At 35.5% G+C, this 21,523-nt stretch carries 13 protein-coding genes and 1 riboswitch; of the genes, 3 read left to right on the top strand and 10 right to left on the bottom strand.

Annotated elements, in window-relative coordinates; translation table 11 throughout:
• Positions 1 to 562: 562 nt before the first annotated feature.
• The 9 genes from ACKX2A_RS10530 to ACKX2A_RS10570 all read right to left on the bottom strand — a co-directional run bounded on the left by ACKX2A_RS10530 (position 563) and on the right by ACKX2A_RS10570 (position 16,088).
• Positions 563 to 1,057: a hypothetical protein gene (locus ACKX2A_RS10530; protein ID WP_415324437.1), complete on the bottom strand. Its 495-nt coding sequence runs from the start codon at positions 1,055 to 1,057 to the stop codon at positions 563 to 565.
• Between the two features lie 68 nt (positions 1,058 to 1,125).
• Positions 1,126 to 3,243, bottom strand: a complete 2,118-nt coding sequence (gene scpA / locus ACKX2A_RS10535; RefSeq protein WP_415324438.1) for a methylmalonyl-CoA mutase — start codon at positions 3,241 to 3,243, stop codon at positions 1,126 to 1,128.
• Positions 3,244 to 3,518: 275 nt separating this feature from the next.
• Positions 3,519 to 5,564, bottom strand: a complete 2,046-nt coding sequence (locus tag ACKX2A_RS10540; protein WP_415329454.1) for a prolyl oligopeptidase family serine peptidase — start codon at positions 5,562 to 5,564, stop codon at positions 3,519 to 3,521.
• 144 nt (positions 5,565 to 5,708) lie between these two features.
• A complete protein-coding gene (locus tag ACKX2A_RS10545) occupies positions 5,709 to 6,374 on the bottom strand; it encodes a hypothetical protein (protein ID WP_415324440.1) in 666 nt (221 codons plus the stop codon).
• 211 nt (positions 6,375 to 6,585) lie between these two features.
• Positions 6,586 to 7,227, bottom strand: coding sequence for a hypothetical protein (locus tag ACKX2A_RS10550; protein ID WP_415324442.1), 642 nt, complete (start codon positions 7,225 to 7,227; stop codon positions 6,586 to 6,588).
• A gap of 90 nt (positions 7,228 to 7,317) precedes the next feature.
• On the bottom strand, positions 7,318 to 8,403 hold the full coding sequence (prfA, locus tag ACKX2A_RS10555) for a peptide chain release factor 1 (protein WP_415324444.1): 1,086 nt from the start codon (positions 8,401 to 8,403) through the stop codon (positions 7,318 to 7,320).
• A gap of 528 nt (positions 8,404 to 8,931) precedes the next feature.
• Entirely contained in the window at positions 8,932 to 10,224 is a 1,293-nt protein-coding gene (locus ACKX2A_RS10560) for an APC family permease (protein WP_415324446.1), read from the bottom strand.
• Between the two features lie 4 nt (positions 10,225 to 10,228).
• Positions 10,229 to 12,658 (bottom strand): TonB-dependent receptor plug domain-containing protein, encoded by a 2,430-nt coding sequence (locus tag ACKX2A_RS10565; protein ID WP_415324448.1) that lies wholly within the window; start codon positions 12,656 to 12,658, stop codon positions 10,229 to 10,231.
• A 95-nt stretch (positions 12,659 to 12,753) separates the two neighbouring features.
• Positions 12,754 to 12,861: riboswitch (SAM riboswitch) on the bottom strand.
• A 386-nt stretch (positions 12,862 to 13,247) separates the two neighbouring features.
• Entirely contained in the window at positions 13,248 to 16,088 is a 2,841-nt protein-coding gene (locus ACKX2A_RS10570; RefSeq protein ID WP_415324450.1) for an alpha-amylase family glycosyl hydrolase, read from the bottom strand.
• 254 nt (positions 16,089 to 16,342) lie between these two features.
• Here ACKX2A_RS10570 and ACKX2A_RS10575 point away from each other — a divergent pair, with 254 nt between their 5' ends.
• Both ACKX2A_RS10575 and ACKX2A_RS10580 read left to right on the top strand, forming a co-directional pair.
• Positions 16,343 to 17,350 carry an alpha/beta fold hydrolase gene (locus ACKX2A_RS10575; RefSeq protein ID WP_415324451.1) on the top strand — a complete coding sequence of 336 codons (1,008 nt, stop codon included), beginning with the start codon at positions 16,343 to 16,345 and terminating at the stop codon, positions 17,348 to 17,350.
• A gap of 83 nt (positions 17,351 to 17,433) precedes the next feature.
• Positions 17,434 to 17,865: an organic hydroperoxide resistance protein gene (locus tag ACKX2A_RS10580; protein WP_415324453.1), complete on the top strand. Its 432-nt coding sequence runs from the start codon at positions 17,434 to 17,436 to the stop codon at positions 17,863 to 17,865.
• A gap of 493 nt (positions 17,866 to 18,358) precedes the next feature.
• On the opposite strand, the gene ACKX2A_RS10585 is transcribed toward ACKX2A_RS10580, so the two are convergent.
• Entirely contained in the window at positions 18,359 to 20,422 is a 2,064-nt protein-coding gene (locus ACKX2A_RS10585) for a T9SS type A sorting domain-containing protein (RefSeq protein WP_415324455.1), read from the bottom strand.
• A 150-nt stretch (positions 20,423 to 20,572) separates the two neighbouring features.
• Here ACKX2A_RS10585 and ACKX2A_RS10590 point away from each other — a divergent pair, with 150 nt between their 5' ends.
• Complete coding sequence (locus ACKX2A_RS10590; protein WP_415324457.1) at positions 20,573 to 21,442, top strand: helix-turn-helix transcriptional regulator; 870 nt, start codon at positions 20,573 to 20,575, stop codon at positions 21,440 to 21,442.
• The last annotated feature ends 81 nt before the right edge of the window (positions 21,443 to 21,523 follow it).

Raw genomic sequence — 21,523 nt, forward strand, 5'->3', positions numbered from 1 at the left:
ATATACATTTTGCATCATTTATTTTTCCAACTAAATTTTTAGTTGGTTTTTATTCAAACTTGATAGGTTTTTGAAATCTATCAAGTTTATTTAAGCGGTAGCCTTTCTTAGCCCCGATTGCAGCGACATCCTTTTTTGTTGCGGCCGCAGCGAAGCGGAGGCCGTAATGAAAAAGATACAGCGGAAAGCGGGATAAAGCTCCTAAAAACTTTATTCGAAAAAGCTCCAAAATTTTATTAAAAAAAGATTTTCGGGAAACTGATTTGAGTTTGAAATATTGCGCAATAAAAAACCCGAAATCTCTGCGACTTCGGGTTTTGATATTTCGTTATACTGTTATTCTAAGAGTGTACCAAACCACGAAGCCTCGCCTTTGCAAAAGGCAATCCTACTGTTGAATGTAGATTGAATTTGAACATTGCTTCGTTGTTTTTTAAATGGTTAAACTTTATTTTCTGATGCAAAGATATAGTAATTTTTGAATAATCAACTTTTTATTTGCGAATTTTTGTGAAATTCATAAAAAAATCTGAATAGAAAGCTATCCAGATTGGTATATTTTTTAGTCTTTTGATCCCAAATCGTCCATCGGATCATCCATTCCTTTGATAATATTGGAATGATAAACCCTTTCCGATCCAAGGAAATAAATATTGTGTCTTGCTTTGGCAATGATTCCGTTGTATTCTTCTTCAGTCATGCCATCCGGAATATCTTTCTGGTCTTCTGATTGTTTTCTATAAACCTGCAAAGCTCCGTTTCTATTTAAAATAGATTTTGCGGAAGTTGCTTGTTCAAGGTCTTCTGTGTAAACAACTACATTATTTTTTCCAATGCTGTGCCTGCGGTAAGCGTCTAACATTTCCGCATCATGGGCGAAAACATAATCGAAAAAACCTTTTGTCTGTTCGTCTTCTTGATAATGATCTAAACCGCTTTCTACATTGGACTTTGAAACAATAATATTTGCTTCATCGAAGCCGTTCTCTCTTAAATCTTTTTTGATTTCCTCTGTATCTACAGTTTTTGGAAATACTGAAACTACTGTATAAGCCATAATATTTTGTTTTGTGGTTATGGCTTACAGTACAAATGCTGTGCAATTTATTCTATAAAAAAGTTAATTTAATTTAAAAATTTCTCCAAAATATCCACGGCACATTTTGGAAGATTCGTTCCGGGACCGAAAATGAAATCTGCTCCGTTGGCATACAAAAATTCGTAATCCTGCTGCGGAATTACACCACCAACAACAATTGTGATATCGTCCGCTCCAAGTTTTTTCAATTCTTCTACAACTTGTGGAACCAAAGTTTTGTGACCTGCAGCCAAAGACGAAACACCCAAAATGTGAATATCGTTTTCAACGGCCTGTTTTGCAACCTCTTCCGGGGTCTGGAATAATGGCGCAACATCGACGTCAAATCCCATGTCTGCAAAGGCTGTTGCTACAACTTTCGCCCCTCTGTCGTGACCATCCTGTCCCATTTTGGCAACCATTAATCTTGGGCGGCGGCCTTCTTCTTCTTCAAATCTTTGAGTAAGATTCAGGGCTTTTTCAAAGTATTCGTTTTTTCCTGCATTCATGGCATAAACTCCTGAAATTGTTCTGATGTTTGCTTTATATCTTCCGAAACTTTCTTCCATTGCATCGCTCATTTCACCCAATGTAACTCTTCTTCTAGCCGCTTCGATACACAATGCAAGAAGGTTTCCTTTTCCTGTTTTTGCAGATTCACGAATTTCATTTAAAATCTGTTCAACGGCTTCGGAATTTCTATTTAATTTAATGGAATCTAATCTTTCGATCTGTTTTCTACGAACTTCCGTATTGTCAATATCTAAGATCTCGATTTGATCTTGTTTTAATTCAGATTTAAATGAATTGACACCGATGATAAATTCTTCACCACTATCGATCTTTGCCTGCTTTCTGGCTGCAGCTTCTTCAATTCTCATCTTTGGAATTCCGGCTTCGATGGCTTTTGTCATTCCGCCTTCCTGTTCCACCTCATCGATGTATTTCATAGCTTCTTCGATCATTTGCTGAGTCAGAGATTCAACCAGATTGCTTCCGCCCATTGGATCTACAACATCGCAGATTCCACTTTCCTGCTGAAGAATAATTTGTGTATTTCTTGCAATTTTCGCTGAATAATCGGTGGGAAGCGCAATGGCTTCATCCAAAGCATTCGTATGAAGAGACTGAGTTCCGCCCAATGCCGAAGATAATGCTTCAATTGCCGTTCTTGTGATATTGTTAAACGGTTCTTGTTCCGTCAAAGACCAACCAGAAGTTTGTGAGTGTGTTCTTAAAGCTAAAGATTTTGGATTTTGAGGATTGAATTGCTTTAATAATTCAGCCCAAATATATCTTGCAGCGCGCATTTTTGCGATTTCCATGAAATGATTCATTCCGATTGCCCAGAAAAAGGATAGTCTTGGCGCGAAATCGTCGACATTCATTCCTGCTTTTATTCCGGTTCTTACATATTCCAACCCATCTGCAAGGGTGTAAGCCATTTCCAGAACCGGAGTAGCTCCCGCTTCCTGCATATGATACCCTGAGATTGAAATAGAGTTGAATTTCGGAATATTTTGAGAAGTATATTCAAAAATATCTGCAATGATTTTCATAGAAGGTGCAGGTGGATAAATGTAAGTATTTCTCACCATGAATTCCTTTAAAATATCATTCTGAATCGTTCCCGAAAGTAATTCCTGAGAAACACCCTGCTCTTCTGCTGCTACGATGTAAAAAGATAAAATCGGAAGAACTGCTCCGTTCATAGTCATAGAAACCGAAATCTGATCTAATGGAATTTCATTAAATAAAATTTTCATGTCCTCCACAGAATCAATTGCTACCCCGGCTTTTCCAACATCTCCGACTACTCTCGCGTGATCGGAATCATAGCCTCTGTGTGTTGCCAAATCGAAAGCTACGGACAGACCTTTTTGCCCTGCCGCCAAGTTTCTTCTATAAAATGCGTTGGATTCTTCTGCCGTTGAGAAACCTGCATATTGTCGAATCGTCCATGGTTTCTGAACATACATAGTGGAATAAGGACCTCTCAAATAGGGTGCAATTCCCGGAGAAGTCTCCGTTAATTCTTGATTTTTAACATCTTCTGCTTTATAACAGGATTTTAGCTGTAATCCATCTTTTTCGAACGGATAAACTTCCGTATTTTTTTCAGTTATATTAAATTGAGGAGTTTTATTCTGAACTGCCCTTCTCATAATTACAGATTTATTAGATGGCTAAAATTACACATTTTTGGGATAATACATTTGTGTTAATTTTTTAATGGAAATTGTTTTATGATAACTTTCATTTTTAATTCAATAATGATGAATTTTTGTTCTCGCACATTTCACGGATTACGCAGATAATTATTGATATTCGTGTTTAAATATATTTTGGCTAAAGCCGTTGGATTGGTTAAAAATTGAAAAAACGGGCTAAAGCCCGTTTCTATTGATATTGATCGTTTAAATTTAGATTGGTAAAAAATCTATTTTCCTAATTTTTTAATTCCCATTTCGTATAACGCAAATGATAATTTATCTGCGCTTTCACCAATTACCTGCTCTGTTGATCTTCCGGCTCCATGACCTGCATTTTTCTCAATTCTTACCAAAATAGGTCTGTCACAACCTTGATTTTCCTGCAACTCTGCACCGAATTTAAATGAATGTGAAGGAACTACTCTATCATCGTGATCACTTGTTGTAATCATCGTTGAAGGATAGCAAACTCCCTTTTTTACATTGTGCAAAGGTGAATATGATTTTAAATATTCAAACATTTCTTTGCTGTCTTCGGCCGTTCCGTAATCATATGCCCAACCTGCTCCTGCTGTGAATTTGTTATATCTTAACATATCCAAAACACCCACCGCAGGGAAAGCCACTCTGGCCAAATCCGGACGAATCGTCATTGTAGCACCAACAAGCAGTCCACCGTTTGAACCTCCGGAAATAGCTAAAAAGTCTTTAGACGTATATCCTTTATTTTGAAGATATTCTCCGGCAGCTATGAAATCATTAAATACATTTTTCTTTTGCAGTTTCGTTCCTGCATCGTGCCATTTCTTACCGTATTCACCACCTCCCCTGATGTTTGGAACGGCATACACTCCGCCGTTTTCCATCCAGATGGCGTTCGAAACGGAGAATGCAGGCTGAATACTTACATTGAAACCGCCATAAGCATAGAGGATAGTCGGATTTTTACCATCCAGTTTGATTCCTTTCTTATAATTAATCATCATGGGAACTTTTGTTCCGTCTTTTGAGGTATAAAAAACCTGTTCGGAAACATAATCTTCCGGATTGAATTTCACTTTCGGCTTCTGATACACTTCAGATTTTCCTGAGTCTGCGTTGAATTTATAAGTTGTTGAAGGCATAATATAGTTACTGAAAGAAAAATACAATTCCTTCTCATCTTTTTTACCACCAAAACCTCCTACAGAACCTTTTCCCGGAAGGGTAATTTCTCGGATCAGTTTTCCGTTTTTATCAAACTGTTTTACCTGATCTACTGCATCGATCATGTACGTTGCAAAGAAATATCCTCCACCAGTAGTAATTCCCAATACGTTATCCGTTTGCGGAATCACATCTTTCCAAGTTTCAGGAGAAGGGTTTTTTAGTGTTGTTTTCACTAAACGTCCATTAGGAGCATCTTTATCAGTATAAAAGAAAATATCGTCACCCTGACTGTCCGCAAAATTTACATTAATATCAAAACCTTTATTCACCTGAACGAAATCCCCTCCGTTTTTTAGATCTTTAATATATAATTCGTTTCCGTTGGTTGCATTGGCTGCAGAAATGACCAAATATCTTTGATCTTCTGAAACACCCGCTCCCAAATATCTTCTGGGGGTTTTGTCTCCTCCGAAAATTAGTTGATCAGCAGACTGTTTTGTACCTAATTTATGAAAATACACTTTATGTTTATCGGTCATCCCAGAAAGTACAGTTCCTTCTTTGGGTTTGTCATAGCTCGAATAATAGAATCCTTCATCACCCTGCCATGAAATTCCGCTGAATTTTACGTCAACTAATGTTTCATCAATCTGTTTTTTAGTAATAGCATCGATAATAATGATCTTATTCCAGTCACTTCCGCCTTCTGAGATAGAATATGCTGCTAAATTTCCTTTTTTATTAAACGAAAGCTGCGCCAATGAAGTCGTTCCTTTCTCTGAAAATTTATTAGGGTCTAAAAATACTTCTGTTACTTTTGTCTTATTGTTGGTTCTATATAGAACAGATTGAGCCTGAAGACCATTATTTTTATAATAATAGGTGTAATCTCCTTCCTTAAAAGGTGCAGAAATTTTTTCGTAATTCCAGATATCTGTCAATTGTTTTTTGATCTCGTCTCTAAAAGGAATTTTTGAAAGATAATTCTGGCTGTGAGCCACTTCTTCATCTACCCACTTTTTTGTTGCTTCAGAATCGTTTTCCAAATCTCTGAACGGATCTGCCACTGCAGTTCCGAAATATGTATCTGTCTGGTTGCCTTTTAAGGCTTTAGGATAAATCATTTTTTGTGAATAAAATGTTGCCGAAAACAAAACTCCGGCTGTTAATAAGACTGGTTTCAAGTTCATATCAAATTCAGTTTTACCAAAAATAAGGAATAAGATTGACATAAAAAAAGCCACTGAAATTAGCTGCTTGTATGTATATCAATTAATATTTTTCAAATAAAACTCGTTGAGCTTCCAGCTTAGTTCTTCGGGTCCGCCGTTCCAATAATAGATATCTCGACCTTCTGTCATTTCATATAAATTAAATTTCTGTTCGGATGTTACAATTTTATCTGCGCCTTTAATTCGAACTGTCAAATCTGTAAGGTATTTTTTCATTTCTTCAACACCAATTTTACTGAAGTCGCCCATTTTCACCTCCGAAGCATTGTTTGGAATTTTCATTGTGACTTCAAAAATAACTTCAGAAAAAAACAAATTTCCCTGCTTTTCATCGCGAATTGGTTTTACACTCTTAATTTTATATTGAGAAGCTTTAAAATTTTCCATTAAAACAGTGAAATAATTTGTCGCCTCTTTTTTACAAGCAGAAGCCATTTCCGGAGCAAGGTTTGAAAGAAAAATATTAGTATAATCTTCTACTTTCTTAGAATAATTTTCAGTTGCGTTTGTTCTGTACGTGTTATCTTTTCCTAAGAAATTAATCAAATAACTGTTCAGTTCTTTCAGTGATTCGTTATCGTATTTTATAAAAGAATTAAAATAAAGATTGAATACCTTTTCAGGTTGTAAAAGATTTTGTGATCGAAAATTCTGAACACAGAATATCATGAGTAAAAGCAATAGTGCTTTAACATTTTTCATACCTCAGCTGTTTTAAAATTAGTGTTATGTAAAAGTAGAGTTATTAATGGAAATTATGCATAAAACAGCAAATAATTAACAAATTATATAAGAGAAAAATCGTGACCTCAGATACAAATCACTGATAATAAATATTTTGTAAAATAAAATTTTCAAGATTTTGTCACAGTAATGAAAAATGTGGCTATTCAAAAGAACGAAAATGAATAATTTATTTTGATATATTCATTAAATACTTATCATAAAAACTTTTCAATTCCAATTTTAGATCTTCAGGGTTTAGATTATAATAAAATATTTTAACGTTATTTTCTATCTGATACATCATGAAATTTTTCTCTGTGGTGATCGTTTTTTCTGTTTTTCTTAAATCCCGTGACATTTGATTGAGAAATCTCTTAAATTCTTCATTTTTAATCTTTTCAGGATTCTCAAATTCAAAATCTGAAATTTTTGCAGGAATCTGGAAGCTTACAGAATATCGTATTTCTTTTGTGCCTTCACTATCGGTTTTAATATTTTTAATCGTTAGCTTTCCGTTTTTAAAATTGGCGTAAAAAGCGTTTACAAATTCTTCAATTTCGTTTTTATTTGCCTTCACCACCCTCTCAGGAAAGCTCTCCAAAAAGCTGTTGATACTTTCTGAAATGGGAAATTCTACCTTGTAAAAACTATCGCCTTTCATCGGTTTAATATAGTCATTAAGACTTTTCAAAGCGTTTTTGTCTTCTTTTACAAACGTGTCGAAATATATTTTAAAAACCTCATCAGCTTTCTTCACTTCCGCTTGTGCGAAAAGATTTTGACAAAAAAGTATAAAAGAAAATAATAAAATAAGGCTCTTGAATTTCATTCTGATCGATAATTTTCCGGGTTAAATTTAAAATAAAAAAAGTCTCCGGAAAAATCCAGAGACCTTATTAAAGATTTTATAGTAAAGATTTTATAAGCTTTCTTCTTCGCCTTTCATTTTTTCGGCGTTCTCTGCCATAATCACAGCATCGATCATTTCGGCAATATCTCCGTTCATGTAAGCATCCAGATTATACATAGATTTGTTGATTCTATGATCCGTCACTCTACCTTGAGGATAGTTGTAAGTTTTAATTTTTGCGGAACGGTCACCTGTAGAAACCATCGATTTACGCTGTGCAGCGATGTCTCCCTGTACTTTTTGCAATTCGATATCGTACAACTTAGTTCTCAACATTTCCATTGCCAATTCACGGTTTGCCAACTGAGAACGAGCCTGCTGACAAACAACCACCAATCCTGAAGGCTTGTGCGTCAACTGTACTTTTGTTTCAACCTTGTTTACGTTCTGACCTCCGGCTCCACCTGAACGTGAAGTCTGCATTTCTATATCTGCAGGATTTAGTTCAAAATCAACTTCTTCAGCTTCCGGAAGAACGGCAATTGTGATCGCAGAAGTATGAACTCTTCCTTGAGATTCGGTCTCAGGAACACGTTGTACACGGTGAACTCCAGACTCGAACTTCATAATTCCGTAAACGCCTTCTCCTTCCACTTTCATGATAAGTTCCTTGTATCCTTTCGCTGCTTCGTTGGAATCGGTAATCTCATGTCTCCATCCTTTCGTTTTGAAATACATAGAATACATTCTGTACACATCTTCCACGAAAATAGCTGCTTCGTCACCTCCTGTTCCTGCACGAAGTTCGACAATTACGTTTTTATCATCCGCAGGATCTTTAGGAATCAATAATACTTTTAATTCTTCTTCCAATCCCGGAATTTTTTCCAACGCTTCGTTTTTCTCGATTTTTGCTAATTCAACAAAATCTTTGTCTGATCCGTCAGCAATGATTTCGTCGGATTCCTCAATCGTATCCAAAGCTCCTTTATATAGATCGTAAACTCTTACAATTTTCCCTAAATCGCTATATTCTTTGTTCAGAGAAGAATATCTTTTCTGATCAGAAATAACATCAGGCTGTATAATAAGGTCTGCAACCTCATTATATCTTTGTTTTATAGCTTCTAATTTTGGAATTAATGATTTAGACATTATGAAAATTTTGTGGGTGCAAAGATACGGATTATTAATTCAAAACTCAATAACCCATCGCATTACATTATTTTTTCTCGCAAAATATTGCGGTTTGTTATTCTGAATGAAGCGAAAGCATAGTGAAGAATCTATTTTTAACTCAAAGTTCGCTAAGTTTTTATTTGAAATTATTGAAAATATTTTTTGTTCGCAGGGGCGTTTCACTCAGCAAATGATAGCTGATTTTTTAATTATTTACATAAAAAACCAACAATATTTTTGTCATTCTGGAAGAATCTAAGCTGCATTTAGAGATCCTTCGACTTTGCTCAGGATGACATCGCTAATACTACCTGTTGTAATTTTTAACGCAAAGATTTTATGTAAATACTCAATATTTAAAGGAATAAAGAGGAATCAACAAGTTGATTGATGAAGCTATATTTTCAAGCTTCGCGAAGCAAATTTATTTGCCTTTGCTCCTAAAAATCAAAAGCCAGAATAATTAATCTTTGCGTTAAAATTAAGTACGCGTCATCTGCAAAATCAGCGAGATAATTTCCTATCAATTAAATACAAAACAATCCCCAACGCCACAATTCCCAATCCAATAATACTTTCCTTCGGATTGTGGATAAATGTAAAATACAAAATATACGCACTGAACAAAAGAAAAACTGTCGGGAAAATATAAAATAAATTAGATTTAAATATTTTTCGATCGCTTTTTTTAATAAAAAATGCCGTTGAAATTGCCAAACTCGCAAACAATTGAAGAATAAATGCCGTATAAACAAAGATTTCTTTAAAACTTCCCGTCAAAATAATCAACGTTGCAATGACCGCATGAGCGAAAATTGCACGAACCGGAATTCCTTTCTGATTCGTTATCGACAAAGTTTTCCACAAATTATTTTCCTTTGCAAAAGCTTGTGTTAAACGTGATCCAACCCACAAATATCCGCTGATCGTCGCGACCAACTGTAAAGCAATGAAAATATTCACCACTTTTCCGAAAGTGTGACCGAGCATATTGTTTGCGGCTTCTCCCATCACATCTTCTTTTCCAGCTAATTGATTTACAGGCGCGTGTTTTAGCATAATAAAATTTACCAAAAGATAGCAAATCGTTACAAAAACAGTTCCGACAATTAAGGATTTCGGAAGATTTTTTTGAACATCCTTAATCTCTCCTGCAATGTATGAGGCAGAATTCCAACCGGTGTATGAATATGTTACAAAAACCAAAGAAGTTGCAAAAGCCGGAAGCATGATTTCATTTTTCCAGGAATCATCAAATTTTAAGCTGTTACCGATCGATTCCGATTCTGAAAGTCCGACTCCAAGAATAATTAAAACAATAATGAAGGCTATTTTAATAAAAGTAAAAAAATTATGAAATCGGCTTGAAGCTTTTAAACTAAATGATAAAAAGATAGAAACCAGAAAGATTATTCCAATGGCAAAACCATTTCCGAAAGAAAAATTGAAAGCTGAAAGATATTTCGACATCGCCAATGCCGCTAATGCGACGGGTGACGAAAATCCAATAATCAGGGAAATCCAGCTTACCAAATATCCCAAAAGCGGATGATAGGTTTCTTTTAAATAGATAAAATCGCCACCGTTTCCTTTAAAATGAGATCCCAATTCGGCATAACAAAAAGCTCCAAATAAAGCCAAAATTCCCCCGATGACCCAAAGGAGGAATATGCTGTATGTATTTGTAATATCTGCCAACTGAAAACCCAATGTTGTAAAAATCCCCGTCCCAATCATATTCGAAACGACAATGGCAACGGCGGTTTTCCAGCCAATCTGGTGTGAAGTAGATTCCATTTAATTAAAATGTAAAATTAAGCCTTCCGAAGAAATAATTGCCCAAAGTTCCCATTTGAACCGGAGCATATTTGAAAACGCCATAATACGAATTTTCATAAATCTGAAGATCAGGAAAAACATCAAAAACGTTATTCGCACCGATTGTAAGATTAATATTTTTCGTAAAATCATAACCAACACTCACATCCGTTACAACTTTTGGAGTAAATTCCTGAACGCCACCGAAAGGATAACCGTCTCTGATGACTTTTCCGAAATATGTATTTCTCACTAGGAAATTAAATTTACCAATTCCATAATTTAAGCCCAAAGTCGCTTTTGTTTTTGGAGATAAACTTTCGATGATATTAATTTGATCCGGTCCGAAAAATTCATCTTGAGGAGTTTGAAGATTTGCTGGAAAATGGAAGTCGGTAATTTTTGTTTCGGTGTAATTTCCGGCAAGGTTGATGTTTAAGTTTCCTCCGCCCAATTTCCAGTCGTATGAAACAACCAAATCAACACCTTTTGTTTCCGTGTCGACTGCGTTAGCGAAAAACCTTCCGCTTTCTACACCATAAACCGCCAATCTGTCGTCGGTAATATTACTTGTGATGACGATTCTGTCTTTCACTTTAATTAAATATCCATCCAACGTAACGAAAAGACCTCTTGCAGGTTTTAATGTAAATCCGACACTTCCGTTAACAGATGTTTCCTGTTTCAATTTATCAAAACCAAGAGCTCTTGCCGCTTCACTGTCATTATTAAAAATACCTTTTGTAACGATGGAATTTCCTGTTGTAGAAATGTCTGCGTATGAATTATTAAAATATTGCTGCTGTAAAGACGGCGCTCGGAAACCGGTTCCCACCGCTCCACGAATCGCGAAATTTTTTACAAATTCATATCTCAAAGCCAATTTACCATTCAAAGTGCTTCCGAAATCTGAATAATTTTCGAATCTTCCGGCTAAATCAACATTAAATTTTTTATTTAAATCATAAGAAACATCGGCATAAACCGCAGTAGAAGTTCTCGATTTTCTCAGAGCATTTTCCGGTGAAAAACCAATAAAAGACTGAGATCCACCTGCTCCGATAATATCCGTAGATGGCGTAGAAGCTGTTACAACATTTCCGTAAATATCGTATCTCGCATACGATGATTCTTGTCCTGATTTGATTTCATATTGCTCGAATCTGAATTCTCCACCGAAAGCAATGTTGAAGTTTTTAATATTTTTTGAAACATCAAGATTAACTGTATTTTGAAGGAAACTGTGCGCCCCTGCTTCAAAACTTGTCGGAGATTTTGCGCCTAATGAAGCATTTACCGTGTTGCTCACATCATAATTGAAGGTATTACTTCCGAACGTATTGCTTAGATCAAAAAACCAATCGTTTTTGTTGTATTTTGCTCCGACAGCGTAAGAAAAATCGTACACTTTCGAGCCTAAAGTCGGCTGAAAACCATTTGGAAAAATGGAAGGTACATTATTCGAAGTTTCGCTTGGAAGCCTTCTGAAACCGTACCCCTGACCTTCTTTTATACTAAAACCTCCAAAAGAATATAATTTAAACACATCATTAATCGGATATTCTGAATTGAAATATAATTGCGCCTGTTTTATTTGAGCATCTCCGATCTGGAAATTGAAATCGTCGCGTGTCAAGCCTCTTTGTTGAATAATTGCATCATCTGAAGCTTTTGCAGCGGCAGGATCATCTGCGAAATCGTAAGCAAAATTATCACCGAAAATATCAAGATTATGATTTTGCGTTCTTGTCGTTTTTCCTCTGTGATTTAATTGTAAAGATAAATTGATGTAACTATCTTTTTTGCCCAAAGAAGTTCCGTAGTTGGCTCCGGCTTGATATGTTTCACCGTCATTTCTTCCTGTAATTCCATAATTGAGACTTGCAGAACCGCCAATATTTTTTTTCAGAATAATGTTGATCACTCCTGCAATCGCATCAGAACCATACTGTGCTGCTGCTCCATCTCTTAAAACTTCAATTCTGTCGATGGCAATGACCGGAATTGTACTTAAATCCGTTCCGACAGAACCATTTCCAACTGTGTTTTGATAATTAACTAAAGATGTTGTGTGTCTTCTTTTTCCGTTCACCAACACCAAAACCTGATCCGGTCCCATTCCTCGTAATGTTACAGGATCTATATGTTCTGTACCATCTGAAGCTGATTGGCGAACCGAGTTGAACGACGGAATCACATAATTCAATAAATCCTGAACAGAGATTTGCGGTGAAGATTTTTGTATTTTTTCGATATTGATAACATCCACCGGAACCGGCGTTTCCAGCTTTGTACGTTTTGCATTTCGGTTTCCGACGATAATGACGTCTTCAATCTGTTTTTCTTTTTCCTGTTCCTGAGCCGAAACGAAAACCGCTCCAAGCAATAATATAGAAATGCTTAGTCTCTTCATCTTTTGTTTTTTGCAAAATTAATAATAAACCCCGACGAACAAAATTTCGCCTACAAAGACCGTCAAGAAAATGGAAAAATATTAAGAATATGCTTCACTTATCTTCCCCCGATTGGGTTGGAATTAGCACCTTTACACATTTGGAAATGTGTCGGTTGCTAAGGTTTCACAGGGCCAGATCCCTCCACCTTTCTTGATAAATCTAGTGCAAAGGTAGAGTATTAATTTTAATTGACAAAAAAACATAAATTTTTCCCTTTTTGAATCATTTTTTCAATTGTGAATAAGTTGTGGATAATGCGTGAATTACCTGTTAGCTAGGCGTGAATTACGTGTGAGTTATCAAAATTCAACTATTAACAAGTTATTTTTTGAATGTGAATAAGATATGGATAACGTCTTGGTAAGCTATTGGCAAGCCCAAATAATTTGTGAATTTCTATGTGGAAAATCTTGTGAATTACGTGTTAAAAAGCCGTTAGTTTCTTATGAATAAGCATTAATTTAAATGTGAAAAAAATGTGGACAAACAAAAAAGAGATCACTCTCGTGACCTCTTTGTATAGTAATCCTCAGATTTATCCACAGGTTATTTCACAATCATTTTTTGAATAGCAATTCCTGTATCTGATTTTAAATGAACCAAATATGATCCCGCAGGATAATTTGTTTTCAATTCGTATGTTCCGTTTTCATTGGTAAGCTTAAATGCCTCCATCTTTTTTCCACTCATATCGTAGATTGAGATCTCTCCATTTTTTGCTTTGTGGTAAATTAATTTAGCCAAACCATTTTTTACTGGGTTATCCCCAATTTGAAGCGATAATACGTTTTCTGCATTCACATCGATTGTGGATAAATTTGTTCCAGTATAATTCCCGAAAATTCTGAATTCTCCTGGCTGCAGAGAAATCGGAGCTGTTATGGAAGCCACCGTAAAGATTGAATTATCCATTAAATTCTGCCATTGCCCAGTGTAAGGGAAATACGGAACAACATTTTGCGTTGCCGTTGTGTAATTTGCTAATACAACAACATTTTTAATTCCTAATGTTAGTGTATTATCGTAAACGTAAATCCTTGTAATCAATCCGTTTGGATCATTTGTTAAGTTATTGGATTCAACTGTATATGTTTTAGATTTAAAAACAGGATTTGCATTTCTGATGTTGATAATTTTCGCCCAAGTATCATAAACCGCTTTTCTGTTTACGTTTGTATCATAACCTAAATTGAATGCAATTGGCTTTTCATCGGTTCTGCAACCATTATTGATCGATCCGTCCGCACATCTGTTGATGCTGAATTCATAGCCTAATTCACCAAACTGCCAAATCATTTTCGGACCGGGAATTGTGAAGAATGTCGCTCCGAAAGCTTTCATTCTTTCTAAAGCTGTATTTAAGTTTTTAACATCATAAGACCCATTTACAGCACCGTAAGCCAGATTTTTAAACATCAATCTTTCCTCATCATGACTTTCTCCGTAACCAACACCGGACATATTTGTAAATCCGTGAAGTGTGTGATTCATTCTATCGAAGTTGCTGTTTTCCTTATAACCCATCGTATTCTGATTATACGGTCCGTTCTGGTTATTCCAAAGCATTACTCCTTTTCCTTCTGCAATTCTGTAATTTGCCCATTGCTGCTCTTCCGCATCGGTTCCCAAATGTTCAAAAATCATGTAAGAATTTGGATCTAAAGCCCATTGTCTGTCTGCGTAATATTTTAAGATATCTACTCTATCCTGCTGATAAGCGTTGGTACAGGCTTCATCATTTTCAGAGCAATTTTGTGTAAACCCTTTTGTTAAATCCCAACGGAATCCATCAATGTGATATTCGCTTAACCATTGTTGAAGACATCTTTCAACGTAATATTTAGTTGAAGGACTTGTATGGTTGAAATCATTAAATACATTATACGAGTGCTTCGGAACTGTATTAAAGTAAGGATTATTTGCAGCTACATCTCCATAGCCATCTCCATCAGGATCTACATTCCAAAGTCTTACCAACGGTGAACGTCCAGTCGCATGATTGAATGCGATATCCAAAATTACGGCAATTCCGTTTTGATGGCACAAATCAACAAACTCTTTGAATTTTTCAGGCGTTCCATAAGCTTTATCTAAAGCATAATGGAAAGATGTATTGTATCCCCACGAAAGATTTCCTTCAAATTCCATGATTGGAAGAAGCTCGATTGCGTTGATGTTTAAATTTTTTAAATAGGTAATTTTATTAATTAAAGACTGCCAGTTTTTTTCCTGCGTAAAATCTCTCAAGAGCAATTCGTACACTACAAGATTTTCTTTTGCCGGACGCTGAAAATTCGTCACCTGCCAATTATATGGCGTTTGTCCTGTTTTAAACATAGAAACCTCAAAACCCTGTCCGGAAGGGAAAGCCGGTAAATTCGGATAGGTTGTTGGTGAGATATACTGATCGTCGTAAGAAGACAAAATCTGTGGAGAATAAGGATCTGCTACTTTTCTTAGATCATTTGTTCTGTACTGGAAAGTATATAATTGCTGTGGCGTTAAACCATTTAATTCAATCCAATACAAATCTGGATTTGTGGTATCTCTTTTCATTAAATAAGAGTCATTCACCGTCCAGTTATTAAAACTTCCAATCACATGAACGAAATTTTTAGTCGGAGCATACAAAGCCAGCCCAACTTTTGTATTATCTGTCGGATTGTAATTGATTCCCTGTCTTATCCAGCTTGGTATTGCTTCGGAAACAACATTTCTCGGAACTTGTAAAATAAAGGTTGAGCTTTTTGACGTCGATCCCTGCGTTGCAATCAGTTCCATGTTCGCATCTCCTGTTACCGTGTAATTGTAAGAATAAGAAGATGAGGGCGTAGAAGTAGAATTTACAACTGTTCCGTTTGCTTTTAACTGAAATGTTGCGTTAACGTTTGTAGTTGCTGTAATGTTGATGGAGTTTCCTGTCGGAACCGATGTCAAACTGTTCGCGGCAGGATTAGTCATTGTTAAATTCAAAACTCCGACATTTACAAAAATATCAGGCGACGTTTGATGAGAACCTGTTTTATCTTTTAGTAAAAATCCAAATCTTCCGATTCCTGTTCTTCCGTAAAAAGTTGTCGGTGTAAACGTTAAAGAATACGTGTCGGTTGTGGAATTGTAGCTTAATTTATTCAATTCATTCGAACTGTTCCAGCTTCCATTGGTAGGGCAATCCTGACTGTTTTGATAATTTGTATCTAAAGACCACGTCCAGATATAAATTGCATTGTTTGAAACACCCCAAGCTGTTTCATCAATCTGATTTCCAGGGACCGTTAATGTAATATTGTCCGTTTCATTAAACGGATTCGGAGTAATTGTATAGCTTATCTGCCCAAACGCAAGAGCCATGATAAACAACAAAACACCGGAATAAAATTTCTTCATAAAAAATAGTTTTTTCAAGTTAGTACAATACGAATGTAATTTATTTTTTGAGAATTATTTAAATTTCATTCAGAAAACATAAATTTTAACTTATTTATAAATTATGCAATGTGCAATAATTTCTCTTCCTGATTAATTTTATCCTAAGTTTTGACTAATTCATCTATCTGTTTGTCCGCTTCATCTAATTTGTCATGGTTTTGCAGGTGAAAGGCTTTTACTTTTGTCACATCAAATTTAAAAACTCAATCATTATGTTTACCAAATCAACTTATCAACAGATCTATTTCATTAGAAAATATGTTATCAGCACGATCTTAATTTTGACCTTTAATATCGGATTAAACGCTCAAGAAACGAAAAGTTCATTGGGAACTTTAAAACAAATCAACGCAGGTGTTTTGAATGTTGGTTATGCAGAAGCCGGTTCACCAAACGGAACCCCGGTGATTTTACTTCACGGATGGCCCTATGACATTCACAGTTACGAAGAAGTTGTCCCTTTATTGACGGCGAAAGGGTACAGAGTGATTACCCCTTATTTAAGAGGTTTTGGCACAACTCGTTTTCTTTCGGATAAAACGATGAGAAATGGGCAACAAACTGCAGTTGCAAACGATATTATTTCTTTAATGGATGCTTTAAAAATCGACAAAGCAATTATCGGTGGATTCGATTGGGGAGCAAGAACTGCGGATGTGATGGCTGTACTTTATCCGGAAAGAGTAAAAGGGCTGGTTTCTGTGAGCGGTTATCTCATTACCAATCTAGAAGCGAATAAAAAACCACTGCCTCCGAATGCAGAATTAGGTTGGTGGTATCAATATTATTTTTCAACAGAACGTGGTGAAAAAGGGTACAAAGACAATACGTATGAATTCAATAAATTAATTTGGAAAACGGCTTCTCCCCTGTGGAATTTCAATAAAGAAACTTACGATCAGACGGCACAATCTTTCAACAACCCAGATCATGTGGCGATCGTTATTCACAATTACCGTTGGAGATTGTCTTTAGCAAAAGGCGAAACAAAGTATGATGAATTGGAGAAAAAACTTCAATCCAAACCAAAAATTAATGTTCCCACAATTACAATCAGCAGTGATTTTGACGGAGCTGCAATTGATGGAAAGGCTTATGAAAGCCAATTTACAGGAAAATATTCCCATAAAATTTTAAAAGGAATCGGACACAATGTACCGCAGGAAGATCCACAATCTTTTGCGAATGCGATTGTTGAAGTGGATGGCTATTCGAGATAGTTGATAGTTGATAGTTGATAGTTGATAGTTGATAGTTGAAAATTAAATCTAAATAAATTGTAATTAATAAAAATCTTAATAAAATGGAAAATACAAACATTATTCAAGCAGAAAAAGTATTATACACAGGAAAAACTCATACAACAGGCGGTCGTGAAGGATTTTCTAAAAGCTCAGACGGAAATTTAAACATCAAACTTTCAACACCGGGCGGAAATGAAACAGGAACAAATCCTGAACAGCTTTTTGCTGCAGGATGGTCGGCTTGTTTTATCGGAGCATTGGGATTGGCTGCCAGAAAAAGAAAAATCAGACTTTCTGCCGAAACTTTTGTAGATGCAGAAGTGGATCTTTGTATGGAAGATGATGTGTATTTTTTACAGGCTCGTCTGAATGTAAGTCTTCCGGAAATTGATGTGGAAACCGCAAAATTATTGACTGAAGAAGCGCACCAGACATGTCCTTATTCTAAAATGTCGAGAGGGAATATTAATGTGGAAATTAATATTATTTAAATATTGAACTTGTTAAACTTTTTATTTCACCACAAAAGTCACAAAAGATTTTAGATAAAATATTTAAAGCTTATTAATAAACTTAAAAAAAGAAAACATAAGTTTTAAAAATCTTTGATTTTTATTCTTTTGAATACTTTTGATTATCTAATAATAAATACATCGCTTTTGTGACTTTTGTGGTTAAATCCAAAATTAGTTTAAACAGATTTAGTTTTTGCGATTTAGTTTTTGAAGCAAAGGTCGCTAAGTTTTTTGGACTACTATTCTTTTTTAAGTTCGCAAAGGCGTTCTAATTAACAAAGATAACAAAGCTTAAAATAGCAATTTCATCCAATTCAATTATTTTCATCCCCTATATTTTTTATCTTAAGACGACTCGGCGATGTCCAAAGGACATCGCCGAGTCTATGTAATTTAAATGAACTAACTATGTAAAAACAAAAGGTTTCTTTCAAAACCTTTTGTTCTATCAATCAAATATGCGTGGAAATTAATTTTTAACCACTTTTTTAGAAAACGTCTGCCCGTTCTTCAATTTTAATTCTACAATGTACATTCCGTTTGGAAGACCTTGCATATCAATTTGATCTTCCGAGAACTTCACATTTATTTTTTGTCCTATAACATTCGTAACATTTACATTTTCGATCACCGAATCTGCTTTAATATTTAAAATCCCTTTGGTAGGATTTGGATAAATTCCGATCGATTTAATATTTAACCGAACATCAGAAGTTGCCAATCCTGAGAAATCTTTTGTACATCTTACAGACTCACCCTGTCCTCTTGGTCCTCCAGAACCCGGTGTAACAACTGTTGTTCCTATATACATATATTTTCCACCTGTGTTTGCCGTATCCGAACTCCAGTAATACCCTCTTTGTCCTGCAAACGTAAATGCTCCTGTCGTATTACTTCTATATCCCGCAGATGGCAATTTTAAATAACTAGCATACGCTGTTGCCGGATTATTAATTCCTTCTGCATTTACAAGATTTGTCCAATCTGCCTGAGTTGGCAATCTCCAACCTTGTCCGATCGCTTTACAAGGATCTGCACCAATTGCCGAAGTTGTTCCTGTTGCTGAAGAAGCGTTCCATGCATCACTTGCAGCATTGGTTGCCCACCAAGAAGCCGTACTTGTACCTATGATAAATGAATTGATTCCTGATAATCCTGCCGGAGAATTTGAAGTGGGAGCATTTATTGTTGCAGAAGTTCTGTTTTGATGACCATCATCCCATCTTCCCCACTGAAAAAGATCTCCAAAAGAATCAGGATCATCGAAAGAACCCGCAACTTTTGAACTTCCTAAGTTCTGTTGAAGCCAAATTTTACCGTCAGCTCCCCTTACTGTTGTGTATTCAACAGTTTGACCTTTGTATGTAAAGCTTACACAACTTGTATCTCCTGCATTAATTCCAGGATCTGCTCCGTTACATGAAGATGGCGCTGTTAGAGAAATTCGTTTTACTTTTGTTCCATTTTGAGAATATGCTAAAACAAGAGAGTTAGTAGAGTCATCGTAAGCAAGATCATTATAAGTTGCCTGTCCGTCGGAGATAAAATTACCTCCGAAAACTCCCCAGGTTTGGGTTGCCGGATCTAATTTGTAAACGGTATTTTTTAATAAATCATCATTTTCCCAACGGCTTGCTACAACATATGGAGCTCCGGAAGTTGTCACAGCAAGAGCAACATACTGTACTCTTCCGCTTGAGAAATTTGCATTTCCAACCTGCACCCAGTTTGTTCCGTCGAATTTTTTGACGTTTAATTTTTGTCCGTTTGCAGAGTTTGAAACATAAGCTACATACAAGTTATTATTGGCATCAATTGCGATATCAGAATTATATTGTTCACTTGAAGATGATGCATCAACAACATTTCCACCAACTAAAATCCAATTATCTGCAGTTGTTGCATTAGTTGAATTTTCATAAACTCTAACTCCGCCTGCCACATTACAAGTATAGACTTTGTTATTCGTACCGATCACCATTTCCGCAAAAGCGGCTCCGCTCGAAAAGCCTGTATTTCCTACCTGTTCCCAGGTTCCGTTCACGTAGCGCTGAACAGTTCCTGAATTATGAGTTGAAAAGGTAAATACAATATTCGAAGGAGAAACAGCGGACGCCTGATAATTAACTGCCGAAGTTGTCGGACTTGGTAATTGTACCCAGGAAGAACCATTGAATTGTCGAACCTCCAATCCTGTTCCCTGATTTGTATAATATAAATCACCTGACCCGCCTATACTTAATGAATTAAATAAAGCCGCTCCTGTTGTAATTCCTGCGTTTCCTCCGACATATGACCAGGAATTTCCGTCAAACATTTGTACAGAACCTTTTGCTACCGAAGTGTCATAATAAGAAAGATAATATTTTCCACCATTAACTACCAGATTATTGTAGCTACTTCCACCTGCAGAAACCATTTGTATACCTCCTACATTTTCCCATTGCTGAGCATATGTAAAGCTCTCTGCGATCGTCAACAGCATAAATCCTGCTCCAATCTTACGCGCCGCAAAATGTAATTTTCCAAGCATAATTAATATTATTTTTATTTATTCTAAATTATATTTAATTTTGCGCAAAATTAGTTGAGCTATTTAACCTCAAGTTATCATTTCCGAACTTTTTGTTATCTCAGACTCAGCTTTATTTAAAATTGTACCATGCCCGTAAAGACTGTCCGTATGAAGAATCAATCTGATAAAGGATTATTGTTCAGATCCGAAGACATTAAAATTGTAATGCAGGAAGATTCGTATGCAGAAAAATTTTTCAGATCGAACATGATTGAAAGCAAATCGAGTTTTAATTTACTTTTTTTGCTGAGTCCGAATATTCATTTGGAAGCCCATGATTGCGGATCGAAGTTTATATTTAAGAAAAATCAATACATTCTTCATTTTTCATCGGAAGAAAGTATGGCGGAACTCTGGACAGAAAATCAGGAAATTTTAAGATATCTTCAAATTCAGATTCATTATAATTATATTTTGAAACTCATCAATCCGGAAGAAAGCAAAGAAAACGCAGACATCCTGGAAAATATGATCCGTAATAATTATATTTTTCTTCACAAGCAGACTCCGCCTTATATGACGGTAGAAATGCACATGATTTTAAGGGAAATTGTCAGCTCTTCAAAGAAAGGAGTAATGCAGAAATTATTTGTCGAAGCGAAAATTATCAAACTTTTAATCCTTATGTTCGAACAGTTTGATGAAAAAAATACAGTTCAAGAAATCCCGAAAATTCCTTCGATGATTAAAAAATTCGTAGATGAAAATTATCATAAAAACATTAAAGTGGAAGAAATCGGAAAGCTGATTGGCATCAATCAAAACAAAATCAGAAAAGAATTCAAAGCCCAATATCATGTTACGGTAAGTGATTATATTGCAGATCTCAGAATGTTGAAAGCGAAAAAATTAATCATCAATAAAGAAATTATGATTAAAGAAATCGCAATAGAATGCGGATATGAGTATGTTCAGAATTTTACGCGTGCCTTTAAAAAGAAATTTGGAGTCTCTCCGGAAAAATTAAGAACAGAATAAAAAAGAAAAACCACCTAATAAAATTAAGTGGTTTATATATGTTGTTTTGCTTTGATATTACTTTTTCAGAATTCAGGTGAA

The sequence above is a fragment of the Chryseobacterium sp. MMS23-Vi53 genome, assembly GCF_047651245.1.
Lineage (GTDB): Bacteria > Bacteroidota > Bacteroidia > Flavobacteriales > Weeksellaceae > Chryseobacterium.